The sequence below is a fragment of the Enterobacter sp. SES19 genome, assembly GCF_011765665.1.
GTDB lineage: Bacteria > Pseudomonadota > Gammaproteobacteria > Enterobacterales > Enterobacteriaceae > Enterobacter > Enterobacter pseudoroggenkampii.
Map to the genome: position 1 here is coordinate 2,920,290 of NZ_CP050320.1, position 20,458 is coordinate 2,940,747.

Below are 20,458 nucleotides of genomic sequence, written 5' to 3' on the forward strand. Positions count from 1 at the left end.
CTCCTGCTAAATTATTCGCGCTAATTATTTCACGCTGCCCGGTAGTATGCCATACATGAACATGCGCTTCCCCACTGTTATTACCCTGCCCTGGCGGACAGACGCCGCTGAATACTGGTTTGCCCGCCTGAGCCATCTTCCGTTTGCGATGCTGCTGCATTCCGGCCATGCGGATCATCCCTATAGCCGCTTTGATATTCTGGTCGCCGATCCGCTGAAGACGCTGACAACCGATGACCTTTCGCTGACGGACGATCCGCTGGTGCAGCTTCAGCACGACATTAACGCGCTGGGCTTATCTGCCACACCCAACCCGGACCTTCCTTTTCAGGGGGGCGCGCTGGGCCTGTTTGGCTACGATCTGGGTCGCCGTTTCGAAACGCTGCCGGAGCATGCGCAGGCTGATATTTCCCTGCCCGACATGGCCGTGGGGCTGTATGACTGGGCGTTAGTTGTTGATCACCAGAAAAAAACGGTTTCCCTGCTGAGCCATCGTGACGTGCAGGCGCGTCTGGCGTGGCTTGAGGCACAGCAGCCTGCACCTGCCGGGCCATTCACGCTGACCTCCGACTGGCGCTCGAACATGAGCGCCGCGGAGTATGGCGAAAAATTCGCGCGCGTTCAGGCGTATCTGCAAAGCGGCGACTGCTACCAGGTTAACCTTGCCCAGCGCTTCCAGGCGACATATCGGGGAGATGAGTGGCAGGCGTTTACCCGTCTTAATGCCAGCAATAAGGCGCCGTTTAGCGCGTTTGTGCGTCTGGAACAGGGGGCGATCCTCAGCCTGTCGCCCGAGCGTTTTATTCATCTGGCCGAGGGCACGATTCAAACCCGTCCGATTAAAGGCACCTTGCCGCGTCTTGCCGATCCCGACGCCGACCGCAAGCAGGCGGAAAAACTCGCCGCCTCGCCGAAAGACCGCGCCGAAAACCTGATGATTGTCGATCTGATGCGTAACGACATTGGCCGGGTGGCCGTTCCGGGCAGCGTCCGCGTGCCGGAACTGTTTGTCGTCGAGCCTTTCCCGGCGGTGCATCATCTGGTCAGCACCATTACCGCGCGGCTGCCTGACTCGCGCACGGCCTGCGACCTGCTGCGCGCGGCGTTCCCGGGCGGCTCCATCACCGGCGCGCCAAAGGTGCGGGCGATGGAGATCATTGATGAGCTGGAGCCGCACCGCCGCAACGCCTGGTGCGGCAGCATCGGCTATATCAGTCTGTGCGGCACGCTGGATACCAGCATTACCATTCGTACGCTGACCGCCTGCAACGGAAACCTTTACTGTTCGGCCGGGGGCGGCATTGTTGCCGACAGTGAGGTCGATGCGGAATATCAGGAAACCTTTGATAAAGTTAACCGTATCCTGAAACAACTGGAGTAATCACGGGTGGAAAAAGAGAACCTGACGCTGGATGACTTTTTATCGCGTTTTCAGCTATTACGGCCGCAGGTTAACCGCGAAGCGCTGAATCAACGTCAGGCGGCCGTGCTGATCCCGGTCGTGCGTCGCGCGCAGCCGGGCCTGCTGCTCACCCAGCGTTCCGCCCATTTACGCAAGCACGCGGGTCAGGTCGCTTTTCCGGGGGGCGCGGTAGACAGCTCCGACGCCTCGCTGATTGCCGCCGCGCTGCGCGAAGCGCAGGAAGAGGTGGCCATTCCGCCGGAGGCCGTTGAGGTCATCGGCGTGCTGCCGCCCGTCGACAGCGTCACCGGTTTTCAGGTCACGCCGGTTGTCGGCATTATCCCGCCAGGCCTGCAGTATCACGCCAGCGTCGATGAAGTCTCCGCGGTGTTTGAAATGCCGCTGGAGGAAGCCCTCCGACTGAGTCGTTACCACCCGCTGGATATTCAGCGTCGTGGGCATGACCATCGGGTCTGGTTGTCCTGGTATCAGCATTATTTTGTCTGGGGCATGACGGCGGGCATTATTCGTGAGCTGGCGTTGCAAATCGGCCTGAAGCCTTGACTATACTTTACATTCCGCCCTCTTCTGCCAGGTTTGCGATCTGCGTCGCGCTATTAGCAAAACCCATCGTTAACCATTAGTTTAATTCATGTGAATAGTTAAGCCGAGGTCGGTGTTCCCTCTTACACTATGCGCAGTTATAACATCGTTACTGGAACCCCGGTAACCCTGTCAGGAGTGTGAAAGTGATTAGTATATTCGACATGTTCAAAGTGGGAATTGGCCCTTCGTCTTCCCATACTGTTGGCCCGATGAAGGCCGGTAAACAGTTCGTCGATGATCTGGTCGAAAAAGGATTACTGGAAAGCGTTACCCGTGTCGCCGTGGATGTTTACGGCTCGCTGTCATTAACGGGTAAAGGCCACCACACCGATATCGCCATTATTATGGGTCTGGCAGGCAACATGCCGGATACCGTTGATATTGATGCCATCCCGGCATTTATCCGCGACGTGGAAACACGCGGCCGCCTGCTGCTGGCAAACGGCCAGCAGGAAGTCGATTTTCCGCAGGATGACGGCATGCGTTTCCGTAGCGACAACCTGCCGCTGCATGAAAACGGCATGACCATTCACGCCTGGAGCGGTGAAAAAGAGATCTACAGCAAGACGTACTACTCCATCGGCGGTGGTTTCATCGTGGATGAAGAGCATTTTGGCAAAGACAGCGTCGGCGACGTCAACGTACCGTACCCGTTCAAATCGGCGACCGAGATGCTGGGTTACTGCAAACAGACCGGTCTTTCACTGTCCGGTATGGTGATGCAGAACGAACTGGCCCTGCACAGCAAAAAAGAGATTGAAGACTATTTTGCGAACGTCTGGCAAACCATGCGCGCCTGTATCGATCGCGGGATGAACACCGAAGGCGTTCTGCCGGGTCCACTGCGCGTACCGCGTCGTGCCTCCGCCCTGCGCCGTATGCTGGTGACCACGGACAAGTTTTCCAACGACCCGATGAACGTGGTTGACTGGGTAAACATGTTTGCCCTGGCCGTTAACGAAGAGAACGCCGCCGGTGGCCGCGTCGTGACGGCGCCAACCAACGGCGCGTGCGGTATTGTTCCTGCGGTGCTGGCGTATTACGACCACTTTATTGAGCCCGTGACGCCGGACATCTATATTCGCTATTTCCTGGCGGCAGGTGCCATCGGTGCGCTGTACAAGATGAACGCCTCCATCTCCGGTGCGGAAGTGGGCTGTCAGGGTGAAGTCGGCGTGGCCTGTTCCATGGCGGCGGCAGGTCTGGCAGAGCTGCTGGGCGCAAGCCCTGAGCAGGTCTGCGTGGCGGCTGAAATCGGTATGGAACATAACCTCGGTCTGACCTGTGACCCGGTCGCGGGCCAGGTGCAGGTGCCGTGCATCGAGCGTAACGCGATTGCCTCGGTGAAAGCCATCAACGCCTCACGTATGGCGATGCGCCGTACCAGCGAACCTCGCGTATCGCTGGATAAGGTGATTGAAACCATGTACGAAACGGGCAAAGACATGAACGCGAAGTACCGCGAGACGTCCCGTGGTGGCCTGGCCATTAAGGTGCAGTGCGACTAATACTGCCTTTCGCCCATCTGCAACGGATGGGCGAATTTCCCTCTTCTTCCTCGTCTCCCGCTGTTTTCCCCACTACACTTTCACTGTTGCGTCCGGCTTTTGTGGCTGGTGGCTTATCAGGCGACCGTTCATGCAAACTGCACAAACGATCATTAAAAACTATCGCCGAAAACGCGTTATCGTCTGTGTCACGGTTGCGCTCCTCACACTCATCCTGACGTTAGGCATTCGCTTTATTTCACAGCGCAATGTTAACCAACAGCGGATCCTCGATTTTACCAGCCACACCGTCCGCGCTCTTGATAACATACTGCTTTCTCTGGAGAACCGCCGCAGCGTGCTGCAGCCCCTGGTGGGACAGCCCTGTCCCCAGGCGCACCTGGCGCTGCGAAAGCAGGCCGCCATTTTGCAGACGGTACGCTCTATCGCCCTGATTAAAGACGGTATCCTGTACTGCTCGAGTATTTTCGGAAGCCGCGATGTGCCCGTTCGTGACTTCCTGAAAGAACTCCCCGCCAGCACGACGAAGCTGATTTTATCCACCGACCAGTGGTTGCTTAAGGACAGCCCGATATTGATTCAGTGGTATCCCGTTTCTCAGGACGGTGAAGCAGGCGTCATCGAGATCATCAATATCGATCTGATCGCCAAAATGATCCTCGAGCCCCAGCGCCCGCTTATCAATGACGTGGCGCTGACCGTGGGCGATCGCTTTCTGCGCTATGGTCAACGCGTCAGCGACAGCCTGACGTTTGATGATGAAGACTCTCTTTTCCAGCAGTCATCAACCCGAAATCCTTTCACCATTACGGTCAGCGGGCCAGGTCCTGGAGCATTAGCCTTAAAAAGCCTGCCAGCCCAGCTGCCGCTGGGGCTTATGCTGAGCCTGTTGCTGGGCTATCTCGCCTGGCTGGCGACGGCAAACCGGATGAGCTTTACGTGGGAGATTGATATGGGCATTGCGGGGCGGGAATTTGAGCTTTTCTGCCAGCCGCTGGTGAATGCCCGCACCCAGGCGTGTACTGGCGTGGAGATCCTGCTGCGCTGGAACAACCCCCGTCAGGGTTGGATCACCCCGGAGGTGTTTATTCCTCTGGCAGAAGAACATAACCAGATTGTCCCCCTGACCCGCTATGTCATCGCCGAAACGGTGCGCCAGATAGGCTACTTCCCTTCCAGCGCCGGTTTTCACATCGGCATTAACGTTGCCGCCAGCCATTTCCGTCACGCGGTGTTGATACAGGACCTGAACCGTCTCTGGTTCAGCGCCTTTCCGCGCCAGCAGCTGGTGATAGAACTCACGGAACGGGATGCGCTGCTGGATGCGGATTATCGCATCGTGCGCGAACTGCATCGCAAAGGGGTGAAGCTCGCCATCGACGATTTTGGCACCGGAAACAGCTCTCTCTCCTGGCTTGAGAAGCTGCACCCGGACGTACTGAAAATCGACCAGTCCTTTACCACCGCCATCGGCACCGACGCCGTGAACTCGACGGTGACGGATATGATTATTGCGCTGGGCCAGCGGCTTGATATTGAACTGGTTGCTGAGGGGGTCGAGACAGAGGAGCAGGCGCGCTATTTGCGCCGCCACGGCGTGCCTGTCCTGCAGGGCTTTTTCTATGCGCGGCCCATGCCGCTACGGGATTTTCCGAAGTGGCTGGCGGGGAGCGCGCCCCCGCCAGCGCATCATAACGGGCACATCGTGCCCTTAATGCCGCTGCGCTAAGCCGGCTTACTCATCTTCGTCGTGGGCTGATTGTTCTTTAACAATACGAACCATATCAACGCGATAGTCGTTGGCTTCAACGATCGTAATGTGCAGCGGCGAAAGCTCGATCACATCTCCGACGCGCGGGATTTGCCCGTTAACGGCGATCACCAGACCGGCAACGGTCGCGATGTCTTCTTCATCGTTAATCACGTTTTCCAGCCCCAGCGTGTGCGAGAGCGCGTGCAGGTCGGTGGTACCTTTAACCAGCCAGCCTTCACCGTCGGCAACAATCTCTGGCGTTTCGTCTGCATCCGGGAACTCACCGGCAATCGCTTCCAGCACGTCCAGCGGCGTGACCAGCCCCTGCACCACGCCAAACTCGTTGGTGACGATAACAAAGCTACCGCGAGCGCGACGCAGCACCCCGAGCAGGTTGATCGGATCCAGGGTTTCCGGCACGACAATCGCAGGCGACGCCGCAGCAACGGCTTCCACGTTGACGCCCTCTTCCAGGGCCACCAGCATCTCTTTCGCCCGCACGACGCCGATGATCTCATCCAGCTCACCACGACACACCGGGAACAGGCTGTGCGGTGAAGAGAGCAGCTGCTGGCGAATTTCATCCACGCTCAGGTTAGCATCGACCCAGCTGATTTCCCCGCGCGGCGTCATGATGCCGCGCAGCGAACGGGAGGCCAGGGAGAGCACGCCGTTAATCATGTAGCGTTCCTGTTCCACAAACGCCCCTTCCGGGACCGGAACCGGATTATGGTTTTCGGAATCAGACTGAACGTTCACCTGACGACGACCGCCCATCAGGCGCAGAATGGCATCTGCGGTACGGGCACGCAGCGGCTGATTCGACTGCTGCTTAATAAAGTTACGACGCGCAATCTGGTTGAACAGCTCGATCAGGATCGAGAAGCCAATCGCGGCGTACAGGTAGCCTTTCGGAATATGGAAGCCAAAGCCTTCCGCCACCAGGCTCAGACCAATCATCAGCAGGAAGCTCAGACACAGCACGACCACCGTTGGATGCTGGTTGACGAAGCGCGTCAGCGGCTTCGAGGCCAGCAGCATCACCGCCATTGCAATAACGACAGCCGCCATCATTACCGGTAGATGGTTCACCATGCCGACCGCCGTGATCACCGCATCCAGCGAGAAGACCGCATCAAGCACCACGATCTGCAGTACCACCACCCAGAAGCTGGCATAGCCTTTACCGTGCCCATCATCGTGCTGACGGTTTTCCAGCCGCTCGTGAAGCTCTGTCGTCGCTTTGAAGAGCAGGAATATCCCCCCAATCAGCATGATTAAATCACGCCCGGAGAAGGTGTAATCCATGACGGAGAACAGCGGTTTGGTCAGCGTGACCATCCAGGAGATGACGGAGAGCAGCCCCAGTCGCATGACCAGCGCCAGCGAGAGACCAATCAGACGCGCTTTATCACGCTGTTTTGGCGGCAGTTTGTCCGCAAGGATGGCGATAAACACCAGGTTATCAATGCCGAGAACAATCTCCAGCACCACCAGCGTGAGCAATCCCACCCAGATTGACGGGTCCATTAAGAATTCCATGACAAGCTCCTGCTAAAGGAATGACGAAACGGTGCCCCACTCAATGTGGGCAAAACAGAGGTAAACAGAGTCGATACGTGGCGAGGATCGCCGGTGAATAAGGCGCGAAATGGCCTGGTAGATGACTGACGTCGGTGACGGTCCATATAGTGGGCTGTAGCCCTATACTCCTGAACAATTAAACGGAGGCTAAACATATCAGAGACACTGTGTTTTTAGCAAAGATTTACGTTCCTTTGCAAAGTTCTGTAACACAGCCGCTTTACGCTACAGATAAATCTGTAACGCGTGGCTAAATTACGGATCTTCATCACATAAATTATTTTTTCACTATCTAAAATAATTCGCGGAAGTCTTAGTTTTTTGAACTCTAACCCTTATCTGAATCGATTCGGTTCGCCAATACGATTCTCAGTACGACTGCCTGGCAGGCGTATTAATGATAATAAAAGGAGGTAGCAAGTGACCATTGCTATTGTCATAGGCACACATGGTTGGGCTGCTGAGCAGCTACTCAAAACGGCAGAGATGCTGTTGGGCGAGCAGGAAAACGTCGGCTGGATCGATTTCGTTCCCGGTGAAAACGCCGAGACGCTGATTGAGAAGTACAACGCTCAACTCGAGAAGCTGGATACCAGCAAAGGCGTGCTGTTTCTCGTTGATACATGGGGCGGCAGCCCGTTCAATGCTGCCAGCCGCATTGTCGTCGATAAAGAGCACTATGAAGTTGTCGCCGGGGTCAACATTCCCATGCTGGTGGAAACCTTCATGGCGCGCGACGACAATCCGGCGTTCGATGAGCTGGTGGCACTGGCCGTTGAAACTGGTCGCGAAGGGGTTAAGGCCCTGAAAGCGCAGCCGGTTGAAAAACCTGCCCCTGCGCCTGCAGCGGCACCGAAAGCGGTAGCACCGGCAAAACCGATGGGCCCGAACGATTACATGGTTATCGGCCTTGCGCGTATTGATGACCGTTTAATCCACGGCCAGGTCGCCACGCGCTGGACCAAAGAGACCAACGTTCGACGCATTATCGTGGTCAGCGACGAAGTGGCCGCCGATTCCGTTCGTAAAACCCTTCTGACTCAGGTTGCTCCTCCTGGCGTTACCGCGCACGTCGTGGATGTCGCCAAGATGATCCGCGTTTACAACAACCCGAAATACGCGGGTGAACGCGTGATGCTGCTGTTCACTAACCCGACAGACGTTGAGCGCATTGTTGAAGGCGGCGTGAAAATCACCTCCGTGAACATTGGTGGTATGGCATTCCGTCAGGGCAAAACGCAGGTCAACAACGCCATTTCAGTCGATGCGAAAGATATCGAGGCATTCAACAAGCTGAATGCGCGCGGTATTGAGCTGGAAGCCCGTAAGGTTTCCACGGATCAAAAACTGAAAATGATGGATTTGATCGGCAAAGTTGGGAAATAAGCCCGCGCCGGTTCTCATATAAAGTTTACGTAATAGGAGAAGTGCAATGGAGATTACCACTCTTCAGATTGTGCTGGTGTTCGTGGTCGCATGTATTGCGGGTATGGAATCCGTACTTGATGAATTTCAGTTCCACCGCCCGCTGGTGGCCTGTACCCTGATTGGGGCCGTTCTGGGTGACATGAAAACCGGTATCATCATCGGTGGTACCCTGGAAATGATCGCCCTGGGCTGGATGAACATCGGCGCGGCGGTTGCGCCCGATGCCGCGCTGGCCTCTATCATTTCGACCGTTCTGGTTATTGCCGGTCACCAGAGTATTGGTGCAGGTATCGCCCTGGCAATCCCGCTGGCAGCCGCAGGCCAGGTTCTGACCATCATCGTTCGTACTATTACCGTTGCCTTCCAGCACGCGGCGGATAAGGCGGCCGACAACGGCAACCTCACGGCCCTGTCATGGATCCACGTTTCATCCCTGTTCCTGCAGGCGATGCGTATCGCGATCCCGGCGGTTATCGTGGCGATCTCTGTGGGTACCAGTGAAGTCCAGAGCATGCTGAACGCCATTCCTGAAGTGGTCACCGGCGGCCTGAACATCGCGGGCGGTATGATCGTGGTCGTTGGTTATGCGATGGTCATCAACATGATGCGCGCAGGCTACCTGATGCCGTTCTTCTACCTCGGCTTCGTGACCGCGGCCTTCACCAACTTCAACCTGGTTGCACTGGGTGTGATCGGTGCGGTGATGGCGATTCTCTACATCCAGCTCAGCCCGAAATATAACCGCGTCGCGGGTGCCCCAGCGCAGGCTGCTGGTAACAACGATCTCGATAACGAACTGGACTAACAGGTGAGCGAAATGGTTGATATGACAAAAACTACCACCGAGAAAAAACTCACTCCGGGTGATATTCGTGGCGTGTTCATCCGTTCTAACCTGTTTCAGGGTTCATGGAACTTCGAACGTATGCAGGCGCTGGGCTTCTGCTTCTCCATGGTACCGGCGATCAAACGCCTGTACCCGGAAAACAACGAAGCGCGCCGTCAGGCCATCAAGCGTCACCTGGAATTCTTTAACACCCATCCTTACGTTGCGGCTCCCGTACTGGGCGTAACGCTGGCAATGGAAGAACAGCGTGCAAACGGCGCAGAGATTGACGATGGTGCTATCAACGGTATCAAAGTCGGTCTGATGGGTCCGCTGGCCGGTGTCGGTGACCCTATCTTCTGGGGTACCGTGCGTCCGGTCTTCGCGGCACTGGGTGCCGGTATCGCGATGAGCGGCAGCCTGCTTGGCCCGCTGCTGTTCTTCATCCTGTTCAACGCCGTGCGTCTGCTGACCCGTTACTACGGCGTGGCCTATGGCTACCGTAAAGGGGTGGACATCGTTAAGGACATGGGCGGCGGCTTCCTGCAGAAACTGACTGAGGGGGCGTCAATCCTCGGCCTGTTTGTCATGGGGGCACTGGTTAACAAGTGGACGCACGTGAACATCCCGCTGGTGGTATCAACCATCACCGGGCAGGATGGTCAGACGCGCGTCACCACCGTGCAGACGATTCTGGATCAGCTGATGCCGGGCCTGGTCCCGCTGCTGTTGACCTTCGCCTGCATGTGGCTGCTGCGTAAGAAAGTGAACCCGCTGTGGATCATCGTTGGCTTCTTCGTCATCGGTATTGCGGGCTACGCCGTCGGCCTGCTGGGTCTGTAAGTATCAATGCTATAGGCCGGGGGCTTGCCCCCGGTTTTTTTTATCTGGAGGATGAATGACTGTCACGGACATCGTACTGGTTTTATTTGTTGTTGCCCTTCTGGCTTACGCGATCTATGACGAGTTCATCATGCCCCGCCGTCACGGCGAGACGCTGCTCTCCCTTCCCCTTCTGCGACGCGGGCGCGTGGATGCCTTTATCTTCGTGGGTCTCATCGCCATTCTTATTTACAATAACGTTACCAGCCATGGTGCATTATTAACCACATGGTTATTATGTGCGCTGGCATTAATGGCGATTTATCTGTTCTGGATCCGCACGCCGAAAATCATTTTTAAATCCCACGGATTTTTCTTCGCCAATGTGTGGATAGAATATAACCGTATTAAAGAGATGAATTTATCCGAAGACGGCGTGCTGGTGATGCAATTAGAACAACGCCGCCTGCTTATTCGGGTGAAGAATATTGACGACCTGGAAAAGATATACAAGTTACTCGTTAAAACTCAATGAGTTAGATATATAGCAATGGCTATATATTGCGTTTATCTTGCGCAAGAAATATAGCCAAAGCTATATCTCCTTCGTTAATTTTATCTCTATTTGTTAACGATATTTTCACGCTTAAAGACAAATGAAAATCGTTATCAACAAGTGTTTTAAATAATGCCTCTTCAATGTTGTTTTATATTCTCAAAATATGTTAAGGTTGCGCCCGTCGTTGGGGAGTAGCCGATTTCCTGTTCGCAGGAAATGTACGTGTCAACATACTCGTTGAAAAACGTGGCACGTACGGATCGCTGACAGCACATCTTATGTGCAGCGCGATCAGGCGAGACCATAGATACATCAACTGCTGTTTACTGGGGGCAGTGATGTGTCATATGGATATCCCCGGTCTGGACGCTGTTATGAATATCTCCGCTACGATCCTTCTCGCTTTTGGCATGTCCATGGACGCATTCGCTGCTTCCATCGGAAAAGGCGCCACGCTCCACAAACCTAAGTTCTCAGAAGCCCTGCGTACCGGTCTGATTTTTGGCGCTATCGAAACGCTGACGCCGCTTATCGGCTGGGGTCTTGGCATGCTCGCCAGCCAGTTCGTGCTGGAGTGGAACCACTGGATTGCGTTCGTCCTGCTGGTATTTCTCGGTGGCCGAATGGTGATTGAAGGTTTTCGCGGCAGCGATGAAGAAGACGAGGAGCCTCAGCACCGCCACGGGTTCTGGCTGCTGGTCACCACGGCCATTGCCACCAGCCTTGATGCGATGGCCGTCGGTGTCGGTCTGGCATTCCTGCAGGTCAATATCATTGCCACCGCGCTGGCCATCGGCTGCGCAACCCTGATTATGTCCACGCTGGGCATGATGGTCGGACGGTTTATCGGCCCGCTGCTGGGTAAACGCGCTGAGATCCTGGGGGGGATTGTGTTGATTGGCATTGGTGCCCAAATCCTCTGGGCACACTTCGCCGGTTAATCTTCGCGCTGCCAGAGGTGGATACTGAAGTCCGTCTGGCAGCCAAATGTTGAGTGTGCCGCTAACGCTTCCCATACTTCCGGTTTTGCCCGCCACGCGAACGGCGTCATCTGCAATAACGCGACGGCCTCTTCCCCTTTCAGCGTCATTTCGTACGCCACCGATTCCGCTTGCTTCAGGGTAAAACCGGCCAGCTGCTCAGAATGCGGGGCATGCAGACGCACTTCGTCGTAGATCAGCCCTTTCAGCTCCATCAGATGACGCGGGCCCGGCGTCACGGTGACTACCCATCCGCCCGGTTTTACCACGCGAGCCAGCTCTTCCGCCTTGCAGGGCGCGTAAATGCGAATAACCGCGTCCATGCTGGCATCGTCAAACGGCAGCCGGTGGCTGGACGCCACGCAGAACGTCACGTCCGCGTAACGCTTTGCCGCTGCGCGAATCGCCACTTTCGACACGTCCAGACCGAACGTCTGTGCGCCCTTCTCACGAGCAACCTCCGCAAACCGTGCGGTGTAGTATCCTTCCCCACAGCCGATATCGAGCATGGCGGTGGCTGAATCCGGCAGAATGTCATCCAGCATCTGCGCGACGGTCTCCCGCAGCGGCAGATAGTGCCCGGCATCAAGAAATGCGCGTCGCGCCTGCATCATCTCTGCACTGTCGCCTGGATCGCGGGAGCGTTTATGCTGCACCGGCAGAAGATTCACGTAGCCTTCTTTTGCCCTATCAAACTGATGCCCCTGCGGACAAGTATAACTTTTATCTGAGTGCGTCAGGGGGGCGTGGCAAAGGGGACAGCTGAAGGACATGGTGACTCCGGAGCATAATCAAAGGGCGAAGTGTACCGCTATTCGCCCTGGTTATAAACGCCCGGTTAACGCATAACGATAAGGTGATCGGACCCTGCCGGTAACCCGTCAGGTTTCACATTTTCCAGACGCAGCACGTTGCCCATAATCTCACTGAAGACAGGGGCGGAGACGGCCCCGCCGTAGTAGGCACCATTTTGCGGATCGTTAATCACCACCACCAGGGCAAAACGCGGATTGCTGGCAGGTGCAACCCCTGCGGTGTAGGCGACGTATTTATCGACATACTTCCCGCTATCGTCAATTTTCTTCGCCGTACCGGTTTTCACCGCCACCCGGTAATCACGAACGGCGGCCTTAACCCCTCCGCCGCCCGGCAGCGCAACGCTCTCCATCATATGCTCCACCTCGTGCGCAATCTCTTCTGGCATGACGCGTTGCCCGATAACAGGGGGATCGATACGCGTAATCGAGAGAGGTCGCTCAAGCCCGAAGCCGCCAATCGTGGCGTAGACGTGCGCCAGCTGGAGCGGCGTCACCATCAGCCCGTAGCCGAAGGCAAATGTCGCGCGGTCGAGCTGGCTCCAGTATTTACGCTGGGGCAACAGCCCCGCGCTCTCACCCGTTAAGCCAAGCCCCGTATTCGTGCCGAATCCAAAATTTCGGTAGGTATCAATAAGATGCTGGACAGGCATTGCCAGGGACAGTCGGGACACGCCGGTGTCGCTCGATTTTTGCAGGATCCCGGTCATTGTCAGTTCAGGATAATAGCCCACATCGCGGATACGATGCCCGTCGAGGGTATACGGATGCGTGTCAATGACGCTGTCCGGCTGCACCAGCCCCTGCTGCAGGGCCGTCATCAGCACCAGCGGCTTGACCGTGGAACCCGGTTCGAACGTATCGCTGATCGCACGGTTGCGAAAATCGTTTATCGTTGCGCCTTCCCGGTTATTGGGGTTGAAATCCGGATAGCTCGCCATGGCGAGTATTTCCCCTGTGGGGATATTAATGAGCACCGAGGCCCCAGACTCGGCCTTGTTCCAGGCCACGGCATTATCGAGCGCATCCTCGGTGATGGTTTGCAGACGCTCGTCGATACTTAACTGGATGTTATGCGCCGGCGCGGGCGCAACTTCCGTCAGGTTTTCAACCACGCGTCCATAGCGATCTTCCCTTACCTGGCGCACACCCGCCTTGCCGGTCAGCTGCGCGTTGAAGCTTTTTTCCACGCCCTCAATGCCCTGCCCGTCAATATTGGTGAAGCCAATCAGGTTCGCTGCCACATGGCCGGCAGGATAAAAACGGCGGGATTCATCGCGTAAATTGATGCCGGGCAGATTGAGTTTATCTATCCACTTTGCCTGTGCCGGATCGACCTGACGGGCAAGATAAATAAAACGGCCCTGCGGGTTGGCGTTGATTCGCGCCGAGAGTGCGCCCAGGGAGAGATGTAGCGCGTTTGCCAACGCCTGCCAGCGTTCGTCGACGCCAACGCCTCCTTTTGCCAGCACCGTTTTAGGATCGGCCCAAACGGCCCGTACAGGCACGCTCACCGCCAGGGGACGACCTTCGCGATCCATTATCATGCCGCGCGGCGCATCAATCGCCAGCTGGCGGAGGGAGCGCATATCTTCCTGCTTCACCAGATTGTCAGGCTTGATGATTTGCAGCCAGGCTACGCGGCCAAGTAAAAAGGCCAGACTACAGAAAATAGCTAAACAGAGCAGCGCAAAACGCGCTGGCGTGAAATTGCCAGCGGTCATTATCAATTTCTTCTTCACCTGAACCCCAGGACTGTTAAACAACGCCCTGATTTAACGGGAAAAGATGCGCTTAGGGAGGCGAAACAGTGCTACTAACCTCGCAGCTTTGCAACAAGTTACTAACAAGACCGTGAATGGTAATATTTTGAAAGATTAAGGACATAAAAAAGCCCCGCGTTATGCGAGGCTTTATGTCTGAGAGTGAAGTGCTAAGCGCTTCAGTCAGCAGCGGTTCGATCAGATAGCAGTTACGTTAACTGCAGCTGGGCCTTTCTGGCCGTCCTGAATTTCGAACTCAACGTTCTGGCCTTCAGCCAGAGTTTTGAAGCCGTTACCCTGGATTGCAGAGAAGTGTACGAACACGTCTTTGCTGCCGTCAGCAGGAGTAATGAAACCAAAACCTTTAGACTCGTTGAACCACTTAACTTGACCTTTAATCTTTGCCATTTTGCAAAATTCCTTAGAGTGTTTTCTTAGCCCGCAGGCATTAACTGAGATAAAACTGAGACATTACTGCATGAGGCACTAATATAAGGTTCGGCAGAGAAGCGGTATTCAACGACAACGTGTTTACTCAGGACTTCTTTACTGAAAATGCCACACATAAACAGAACTGTACCTCGTTTGACCCAAAACGTGTTATCACACACTATGTTTAATATGGCAAGCCATTTTTAAACATGTCTCGATCCGCCGCACAAATTCGAACAGTGCCTGTCAGGTTTTGCACAATTATGCGCATCACGTCCAGACAGCCCTGCTGCGTAACAAAGACCCAGCGTTGCTTTCACAACCGCTGTAATCTAAGACTTTTTTAACATAGCTCAATCATTACGAACCGTCCAGCAAACAGGAAAAGAAATCTTACGTCTTGATTGAGTTAGAACAATTTGTGAAAACTTATGCTTAAATCATTGTAACGCGACCAAATTGTTTCAGAGAAAAAACAGTGTTAATAACCCGCGCCCAGCTGTATTAAAATGCACCAGCGAATAAACAGCGTTATGCACCAAAATAATGAAATTTTTATGACTCTGCATCAAAAGAAGGCAAGCAAAACGTTTCGATAAAAATAAAACATTCCTGCGCGCCTTTACATCAACAATATATGCAACAATTTATCGCTTCGTTTATAAGGATAAATATTCACCAATCTTCAGTATCCTGAAAGAATGGTTAACTGGTGCTAAATTATCGAGTGCGTGAGTTAACTCCTGCACAGGTTCATCTAAGGATTCATCTGCCAGTTCAAACACGCCCCAGTGAATAGGGAACGCCAGAGGTGAGCCCAGCTGCTGCCACAATGCCACCGCAGATTGCGGATCCATATGATGGACAGCCATGAACCATCGTGGGGCATAGGCACCAATCGGTAACGCGGCGGCATCTATCTGGCCCAGGCGTTCAGGAATTAACAGCAGCTCAGGTGAATAACCGGTATCACCGCTAAACCAGAAACGGTGATGCCGTCCTTCCATCACCCAGCCGCACCATAAGGAACGATTGCGGTTCCATGGCGTGCGCATGCTCCAGTGCTGTGCCGGTACGGCGGTCAGCGTCATCCCCTGCGAGGTGAAACTCTGCCACCAGTCGAGTTCGACCACGCGTTTTGCTCCCCGGCGACGAAACCAGTCGGCGAGGCCCAACGGAACAAAAATACTGACGTCGGGGAAGCGTTTGAGGATACGGCGAAGGGTTGCGTCATCAAGATGATCGTAATGATTATGGGAGATGACGACCGCATCAAGCTGATGAAGCTGGTCGACTGACAGCGCGGGAGGCGTTTTGCGCTGTGGTCCCAGGAAAGGGAGCGGAGAAGCACGTCGAGAAAACACCGGATCGGTAAGGATGATATTGCCGTCCAGCTGCAGCAACACGCTCGCGTGTCCGAGCCACCATACCCCATCTTCCTGAGGTAGCGTAAGCTCAACCGGTTGCCACCACTGGCGGATAAAGTCTTCATAACCCAGCGCGGGCGGCTTCGGTAATCCGGCCTCTTTACGCGCTTTACGCCAGCGGTCAAGGTCGCCGGGTTGATGTCCAACAGGATCGGTATTACGAAAACCGTTCGGGGTGTGATGTTTCAGGGAGGGGTCATACCAGGGGTTTTTCCAGACCACAGCCACCTCCCAGGACAAAAAGATTAACGCTCAGCCACCAGGCGGATAAAGTCATCTTCGTCTTTGTTATCTTCAGCGACTGCGTCTTTCGGCGCGTCTTTCTCTTCCGGTTCGTTAGCCTCACACAGACGGCGTAGCAGCGCATTCTGACGTTTTTGCTGATCGAGCAGCGCTTCCAGCAGTTCAATCTGCTCGTTAGTACGGGAACTGGCGCGATTCACGAAAAACCAAATGACCAGCCCGACAAGCAGAACAACCAAAGAAATCATCAGGGATGCTATATTCAGCAGCCCTGAATTCAGTAACTCACCCATTTCACCACCTCAATAAAAACGTCTATTTTACCACTGGCGCGAAGGAAGGACATCACCTTGAGAAAAAATGCGTGTTACCACGGAATAAATTTATTGATTGCGCAAACGCCGCTAAAAAACTGTACATCCTGATCGCACATCACATTGATCGTCTGCGTCCATAACACCACGCACGCTATCAGCACGATAATCAGAATTACCCAGCGTATTTTTTTCACTCCACACTCCGTCTAATGACCTGATGTAACGAGGTTATCACGCTTATCTTAAACAAGGGCTAACTGTGCCGCCATCGCGCTTTTTTCAGAATCCTGCACTTGTTTCGTTTCGTAAACCGTTTACGCTAGCATTATGATAACAACGATAAAAGAGGTAATGATGCGCTTAATCATTCGAACAATTATTGCACTGGCCATTGTCTGGATTGGCCTTCTGCTAACGGGTTATGGCGTACTTGTGGGAAGCACCGAAAATGCTGCCGGGTTAGGCATTCAGTGTAAATACTTAACAGCACAAGGAATGAGCACTGCGCAATATCTGCATACTGACAGCGGGATTGTTGGCTTAACCCACTGTCCGGTCCTGCGTAAGACTTCCGTCGTGATTGATAATGGCTAGTCAGCCGGGTAAATGACCGACAAAAAACGCCGCAACAGATGCGGCGTTTTTTTATGTGAACAGAGATTAGAACGGGTAGTCGTGATACCCCATCTGTTCAGAAATCTTACGTGCGGCAGTGTGGAGAATAGCCACATACTCATGCAGACGCTCTTCAGAAAAACGTAAGGTTGGGAAGGAGATACTTAAGCCCGCGATCACCACGCCAAAACGGTCAAATACCGGAACGCCGATGCAGCGCAGTCCCTCTTCCTGCTCCTCGTTATCTTCGCCATACCCCTGTTCGCGTACGCGATCGAGCACCGTTAGCAGCGCGTCCGTGCTGGTAATGGTTCGTGAGGTACTTTGCTTGTATTCCACGCCTTCGAGGATCTGCTTCACTTCCTCACGATCGCGCCACGCCAGCAGAACTTTACCAATGGCGGTACTATAGAGCGGGTTGCGACGACCAATGCGCGAATACATGCGCAGATTGTACATGGAGTCGATTTTATGGATGTAAACTATGCTGTCTTCATCCAGCGCGCCGAGATGGATGGTCTCTTTAGTGAGGCGAGAGATTTCACGCATCTGAATATCGGCGCTGCGGATCAGGTCAACATTTTGTAGCGCGCGGGCACCCAGCTCAAACAGCTTCAGCGTCAGGGAGTATTTTTCAGATTCGCCTTCCTGGGCAACGTAACCCAGCGATTTCATGGTCTGCAAAAAGCGATATACGGTGCTTTTTGACATCATCACGCGCTGTGACAACTCTGTAATACCTATTTCACGCTCCTCTCCCAGAGCCTGTAAGATGCCAAACACCTTCAGCACGGAAGAAACAGAATCTGGCTGTTTATCCAAATCCGCAATAGCCATTTACCACCTCATAGCGAGTGTTTTATAAAAATCAGAACCGGTTTTTATTATAAGTTCCCGTCATGTCACCTGCAATCAATCCCCGTTTACTTCGTTACAAATCTGCGACATATCACGGCTGTAACAATGCTAAAATAGTTACCCTGAGAATAATTTCACGCTGAGCTTTTTTAACCCTAATGGAAAAGACCCTTTCCGATGGCCTGCCTTTACCCCAGCGGTATGGCGCGATAGCGACCATCATTATCGGTATATCAATGGCGGTCCTTGACGGCGCAATCGCAAACGTTGCCCTGCCAACCATCGCCAGCGACCTGCACGCCTCTCCCGCCAGTTCGATATGGATTGTTAACGCCTATCAGATTGCGATCGTGGTTTCCCTGCTCTCGTTCTCTTTCCTGGGCGATATGTTCGGTTACCGTCGGGTGTATCAGTGCGGTCTGGTGGTTTTCACCTTTACGTCTTTGTTCTGTGCTCTTTCAGATTCACTGCATACCCTGACGCTTGCCCGCATTGCGCAGGGTTTTGGCGGCGCGGCGCTCATGAGCGTAAACACGGCGCTGATCCGCTTAATTTATCCGCAGCGTCATCTGGGGCGAGGAATGGGGATAAACTCGTTTATTGTCGCCGTCTCTTCTGCCGCCGGGCCAACGATTGCGGCGGCGATCCTTTCCGTTGCGTCATGGCAGTGGCTGTTCGCCATCAACGTGCCGCTGGGTATTGTCGCCATCTTCTTTGCCCTGCGCTTTCTTCCCGCTAACGGTCCCAAAAGCACCATGCCGCGCTTCGATGTGGCGAGTGCGGTGATGAATGCCCTGACCTTTGGCCTGTTGATTACGGCGCTGAGCGGATTTGCGCAGGGACAGTCTCTGATGCTTACCGGCGCGGAGCTTATCGCCCTGCTGGCGATCGGCTTCTTCTTTGTTCGCCGCCAGCTCACTCTCCCTGTGCCTCTACTGCCTGTTGATCTGCTGCGTATTCCCCTCTTTTCCCTCTCCATTTGCACGTCTGTCTGCTCGTTCTGCGCCCAGATGCTGGCACTGGTCTCCCTACCCTTCTTTCTGCAAAGCGTGGTTGGACGTTCAGAGGTGGAGACCGGCCTGCTGCTCACCCCCTGGCCGCTGGCGACCATGGTGATGGCACCGCTGGCAGGTTATTTAATTGAACGCGTCCATGCCGGTTTATTGGGTGCTTTGGGGCTGGCGGTGATGGCGACAGGCCTTTTCGCGCTGGCATTGCTACCGTCATCGCCAACCGATCTGGACATCATCTGGCGCATGATCCTGTGCGGCGCGGGGTTTGGTCTGTTCCAGTCCCCTAACAACCACACCATTATCACCTCCGCGCCGCGTCATCGCAGCGGAGGAGCCAGCGGTATGCTGGGGACCGCGCGTCTGCTGGGCCAAAGCAGCGGTGCGGCACTGGTCGCCCTGATGTTTAACCTTGCCGGACAAAACGGTAACCACATTGCGCTTCTCACCGCAGGTGCCCTTGCTTCCCTCGCGGCGGTCGTCAGCGGCCTGCGGGTGACACAGCCCAGGGTTCAGGCATAAAAAAAGCCGGGCAGAGTGTTCTCCTGCCCGGCTTATTAGGGTTCCTGGCGTTACTTCAGGTATTCCCCACTGCGCAGCGCTTCAATACGTTTATCCAGCGGCGGGTGAGACATAAACAGCTCGCTCAGCGATTTGGATTTACCGTTAATGCAGAAGGCCATCATGCTGTTCGCTTCCTGCGGCTCGTAGCTGGTTTTCAGACGCTGCAGCGCGGCAATCATCTTCTCACGACCAACCAGCTTCGCAGAGCCGGCATCCGCGTGGAATTCACGGTGACGAGAGAACCACATGGTGATGATGCTGGCCAGAATACCGAATACCAGTTCCAGAACCATCGACACGGCGAAGTAGATCAGCGGGTTGCCGTTGCTCTCTTCACCTTCGTCGCGGTTGCCGCCCATAAAGCCAGCCGCAATCTGCGCCAGGATACGGGAGATGAAGATCACGAAGGTGTTCACCACACCCTGAATCAGGGTCATGGTCACCATGTCACCGTTGGCGATATGGCTGATTTCGTGGGCGATAACCGCTTCAGCTTCGTCACGGCTCATGTTCTGCAGCAGACCGGTGCTGACGGCAACCAGTGACGCATCGCGACGGGCGCCCGTGGCAAACGCGTTGATGTCCGGGGCATGGTAAATCGCCACCTGCGGCATGGCGATGCCGGCCTGACGGGATTGCTGAGCCACCGTATTCATCAGCCACTGTTCCATATCGTTACGCGGCTGTTCAATAACCTCACCACCCACCGATTTCAGTGCCATCCACTTCGACATCAGCAGGGAGATGAACGAGCCACCAAAACCAAACAGCAGCGCCATAATCAACAGACCCTGAACGCTGCTCGACTGAATTCCTGTCAGGCTTAGCACGAGCCCGAAAACCACCATGACCGCCAGGTTGGTGAGCAGGAAGAGCGCGATTCGCATCATAATTTTCTTTTTACCTCAGTTTAACAAAACGCACTATGCGATTACCCACATCGTAT

At 54.7% G+C, this 20,458-nt stretch carries 20 protein-coding genes, 1 pseudogene and 1 riboswitch; of the genes and pseudogenes, 11 read left to right on the forward strand and 10 right to left on the reverse strand.

The window, feature by feature from the left end; all coding sequences use genetic code 11:
• Window positions 1-55 precede the first annotated feature (55 nt).
• The 4 genes from pabB (at window position 56) to GXP72_RS13965 (ending at window position 5,245) form a co-directional block, all read left to right on the forward strand.
• Window positions 56-1,381, forward strand: a complete 1,326-nt coding sequence (pabB, locus tag GXP72_RS13950; protein ID WP_208763921.1) for an aminodeoxychorismate synthase component 1 — start codon at window positions 56-58, stop codon at window positions 1,379-1,381.
• A gap of 6 nt (window positions 1,382-1,387) precedes the next feature.
• The gene (locus tag GXP72_RS13955; RefSeq protein ID WP_048029449.1) at window positions 1,388-1,966 is read left to right on the forward strand and encodes a CoA pyrophosphatase; all 579 of its coding nucleotides are present in this window, start codon (window positions 1,388-1,390) and stop codon (window positions 1,964-1,966) included.
• A 185-nt stretch (window positions 1,967-2,151) separates the two neighbouring features.
• Window positions 2,152-3,516, forward strand: coding sequence for an L-serine ammonia-lyase (gene sdaA / locus GXP72_RS13960; RefSeq protein WP_208763013.1), 1,365 nt, complete (start codon window positions 2,152-2,154; stop codon window positions 3,514-3,516).
• Window positions 3,517-3,646: 130 nt separating this feature from the next.
• Complete coding sequence (locus GXP72_RS13965) at window positions 3,647-5,245, forward strand: cyclic diguanylate phosphodiesterase (protein ID WP_208763014.1); 1,599 nt, start codon at window positions 3,647-3,649, stop codon at window positions 5,243-5,245.
• 6 nt (window positions 5,246-5,251) lie between these two features.
• Here the strand turns inward: GXP72_RS13965 and yoaE are convergent, their stop codons facing one another.
• Window positions 5,252-6,811, reverse strand: coding sequence for a CNNM family cation transport protein YoaE (yoaE, locus tag GXP72_RS13970; RefSeq protein WP_032647743.1), 1,560 nt, complete (start codon window positions 6,809-6,811; stop codon window positions 5,252-5,254).
• 462 nt (window positions 6,812-7,273) lie between these two features.
• Here yoaE and manX point away from each other — a divergent pair, with 462 nt between their 5' ends.
• The 5 genes from manX to mntP all read left to right on the forward strand — a co-directional run bounded on the left by manX (window position 7,274) and on the right by mntP (window position 11,429).
• Complete coding sequence (gene manX / locus GXP72_RS13975; protein WP_148770121.1) at window positions 7,274-8,239, forward strand: PTS mannose transporter subunit IIAB; 966 nt, start codon at window positions 7,274-7,276, stop codon at window positions 8,237-8,239.
• Between the two features lie 46 nt (window positions 8,240-8,285).
• Entirely contained in the window at window positions 8,286-9,086 is an 801-nt protein-coding gene (gene manY, locus GXP72_RS13980) for a PTS mannose transporter subunit IIC (protein ID WP_024909729.1), read from the forward strand.
• A 12-nt stretch (window positions 9,087-9,098) separates the two neighbouring features.
• Window positions 9,099-9,950, forward strand: a complete 852-nt coding sequence (locus tag GXP72_RS13985) for a PTS mannose transporter subunit IID (protein WP_006810994.1) — start codon at window positions 9,099-9,101, stop codon at window positions 9,948-9,950.
• Between the two features lie 55 nt (window positions 9,951-10,005).
• Window positions 10,006-10,464 (forward strand): DUF986 family protein, encoded by a 459-nt coding sequence (locus GXP72_RS13990; protein ID WP_048029444.1) that lies wholly within the window; start codon window positions 10,006-10,008, stop codon window positions 10,462-10,464.
• 198 nt (window positions 10,465-10,662) lie between these two features.
• A riboswitch (yybP-ykoY riboswitch) is annotated at window positions 10,663-10,852 on the forward strand.
• 10 nt (window positions 10,853-10,862) lie between these two features.
• Entirely contained in the window at window positions 10,863-11,429 is a 567-nt protein-coding gene (mntP, locus tag GXP72_RS13995; RefSeq protein WP_048992281.1) for a manganese efflux pump MntP, read from the forward strand.
• On the opposite strand, the gene rlmA is transcribed toward mntP, so the two are convergent.
• The 7 genes and pseudogenes from rlmA to mgrB all read right to left on the reverse strand — a co-directional run bounded on the left by rlmA (window position 11,426) and on the right by mgrB (window position 16,659).
• Complete coding sequence (gene rlmA / locus GXP72_RS14000) at window positions 11,426-12,241, reverse strand: 23S rRNA (guanine(745)-N(1))-methyltransferase (RefSeq protein WP_048992199.1); 816 nt, start codon at window positions 12,239-12,241, stop codon at window positions 11,426-11,428. The two genes, mntP and rlmA, sit on opposite strands and share 4 nt — an antisense overlap.
• Window positions 12,242-12,306: 65 nt before the next feature.
• The gene (gene ftsI, locus GXP72_RS14005; RefSeq protein WP_090419808.1) at window positions 12,307-14,007 is read right to left on the reverse strand and encodes a peptidoglycan glycosyltransferase FtsI; all 1,701 of its coding nucleotides are present in this window, start codon (window positions 14,005-14,007) and stop codon (window positions 12,307-12,309) included.
• Between the two features lie 237 nt (window positions 14,008-14,244).
• A complete protein-coding gene (gene cspE / locus GXP72_RS14010) occupies window positions 14,245-14,454 on the reverse strand; it encodes a transcription antiterminator/RNA stability regulator CspE (RefSeq protein WP_001062678.1) in 210 nt (69 codons plus the stop codon).
• A 13-nt stretch (window positions 14,455-14,467) separates the two neighbouring features.
• A pseudogene (locus tag GXP72_RS14015) lies at window positions 14,468-14,612 on the reverse strand (DUF2627 domain-containing protein).
• A gap of 525 nt (window positions 14,613-15,137) precedes the next feature.
• Window positions 15,138-16,127, reverse strand: a complete 990-nt coding sequence (locus tag GXP72_RS14020) for an MBL fold metallo-hydrolase (RefSeq protein ID WP_208763015.1) — start codon at window positions 16,125-16,127, stop codon at window positions 15,138-15,140.
• 23 nt (window positions 16,128-16,150) lie between these two features.
• A complete protein-coding gene (locus GXP72_RS14025; protein ID WP_024909723.1) occupies window positions 16,151-16,441 on the reverse strand; it encodes a YebO family protein in 291 nt (96 codons plus the stop codon).
• A gap of 74 nt (window positions 16,442-16,515) precedes the next feature.
• The gene (gene mgrB / locus GXP72_RS14030) at window positions 16,516-16,659 is read right to left on the reverse strand and encodes a PhoP/PhoQ regulator MgrB (protein ID WP_006175995.1); all 144 of its coding nucleotides are present in this window, start codon (window positions 16,657-16,659) and stop codon (window positions 16,516-16,518) included.
• A gap of 160 nt (window positions 16,660-16,819) precedes the next feature.
• Here mgrB and GXP72_RS14035 point away from each other — a divergent pair, with 160 nt between their 5' ends.
• Entirely contained in the window at window positions 16,820-17,059 is a 240-nt protein-coding gene (locus tag GXP72_RS14035) for a YobH family protein (RefSeq protein WP_090419798.1), read from the forward strand.
• Between the two features lie 66 nt (window positions 17,060-17,125).
• On the opposite strand, the gene kdgR is transcribed toward GXP72_RS14035, so the two are convergent.
• Window positions 17,126-17,917, reverse strand: coding sequence for a DNA-binding transcriptional regulator KdgR (kdgR, locus tag GXP72_RS14040; protein ID WP_023312208.1), 792 nt, complete (start codon window positions 17,915-17,917; stop codon window positions 17,126-17,128).
• A 179-nt stretch (window positions 17,918-18,096) separates the two neighbouring features.
• Here kdgR and GXP72_RS14045 point away from each other — a divergent pair, with 179 nt between their 5' ends.
• A complete protein-coding gene (locus tag GXP72_RS14045; protein ID WP_024909721.1) occupies window positions 18,097-19,470 on the forward strand; it encodes an MFS transporter in 1,374 nt (457 codons plus the stop codon).
• A gap of 50 nt (window positions 19,471-19,520) precedes the next feature.
• On the opposite strand, the gene htpX is transcribed toward GXP72_RS14045, so the two are convergent.
• Entirely contained in the window at window positions 19,521-20,402 is an 882-nt protein-coding gene (htpX, locus tag GXP72_RS14050) for a protease HtpX (protein WP_014884290.1), read from the reverse strand.
• Window positions 20,403-20,458 lie beyond the last annotated feature (56 nt).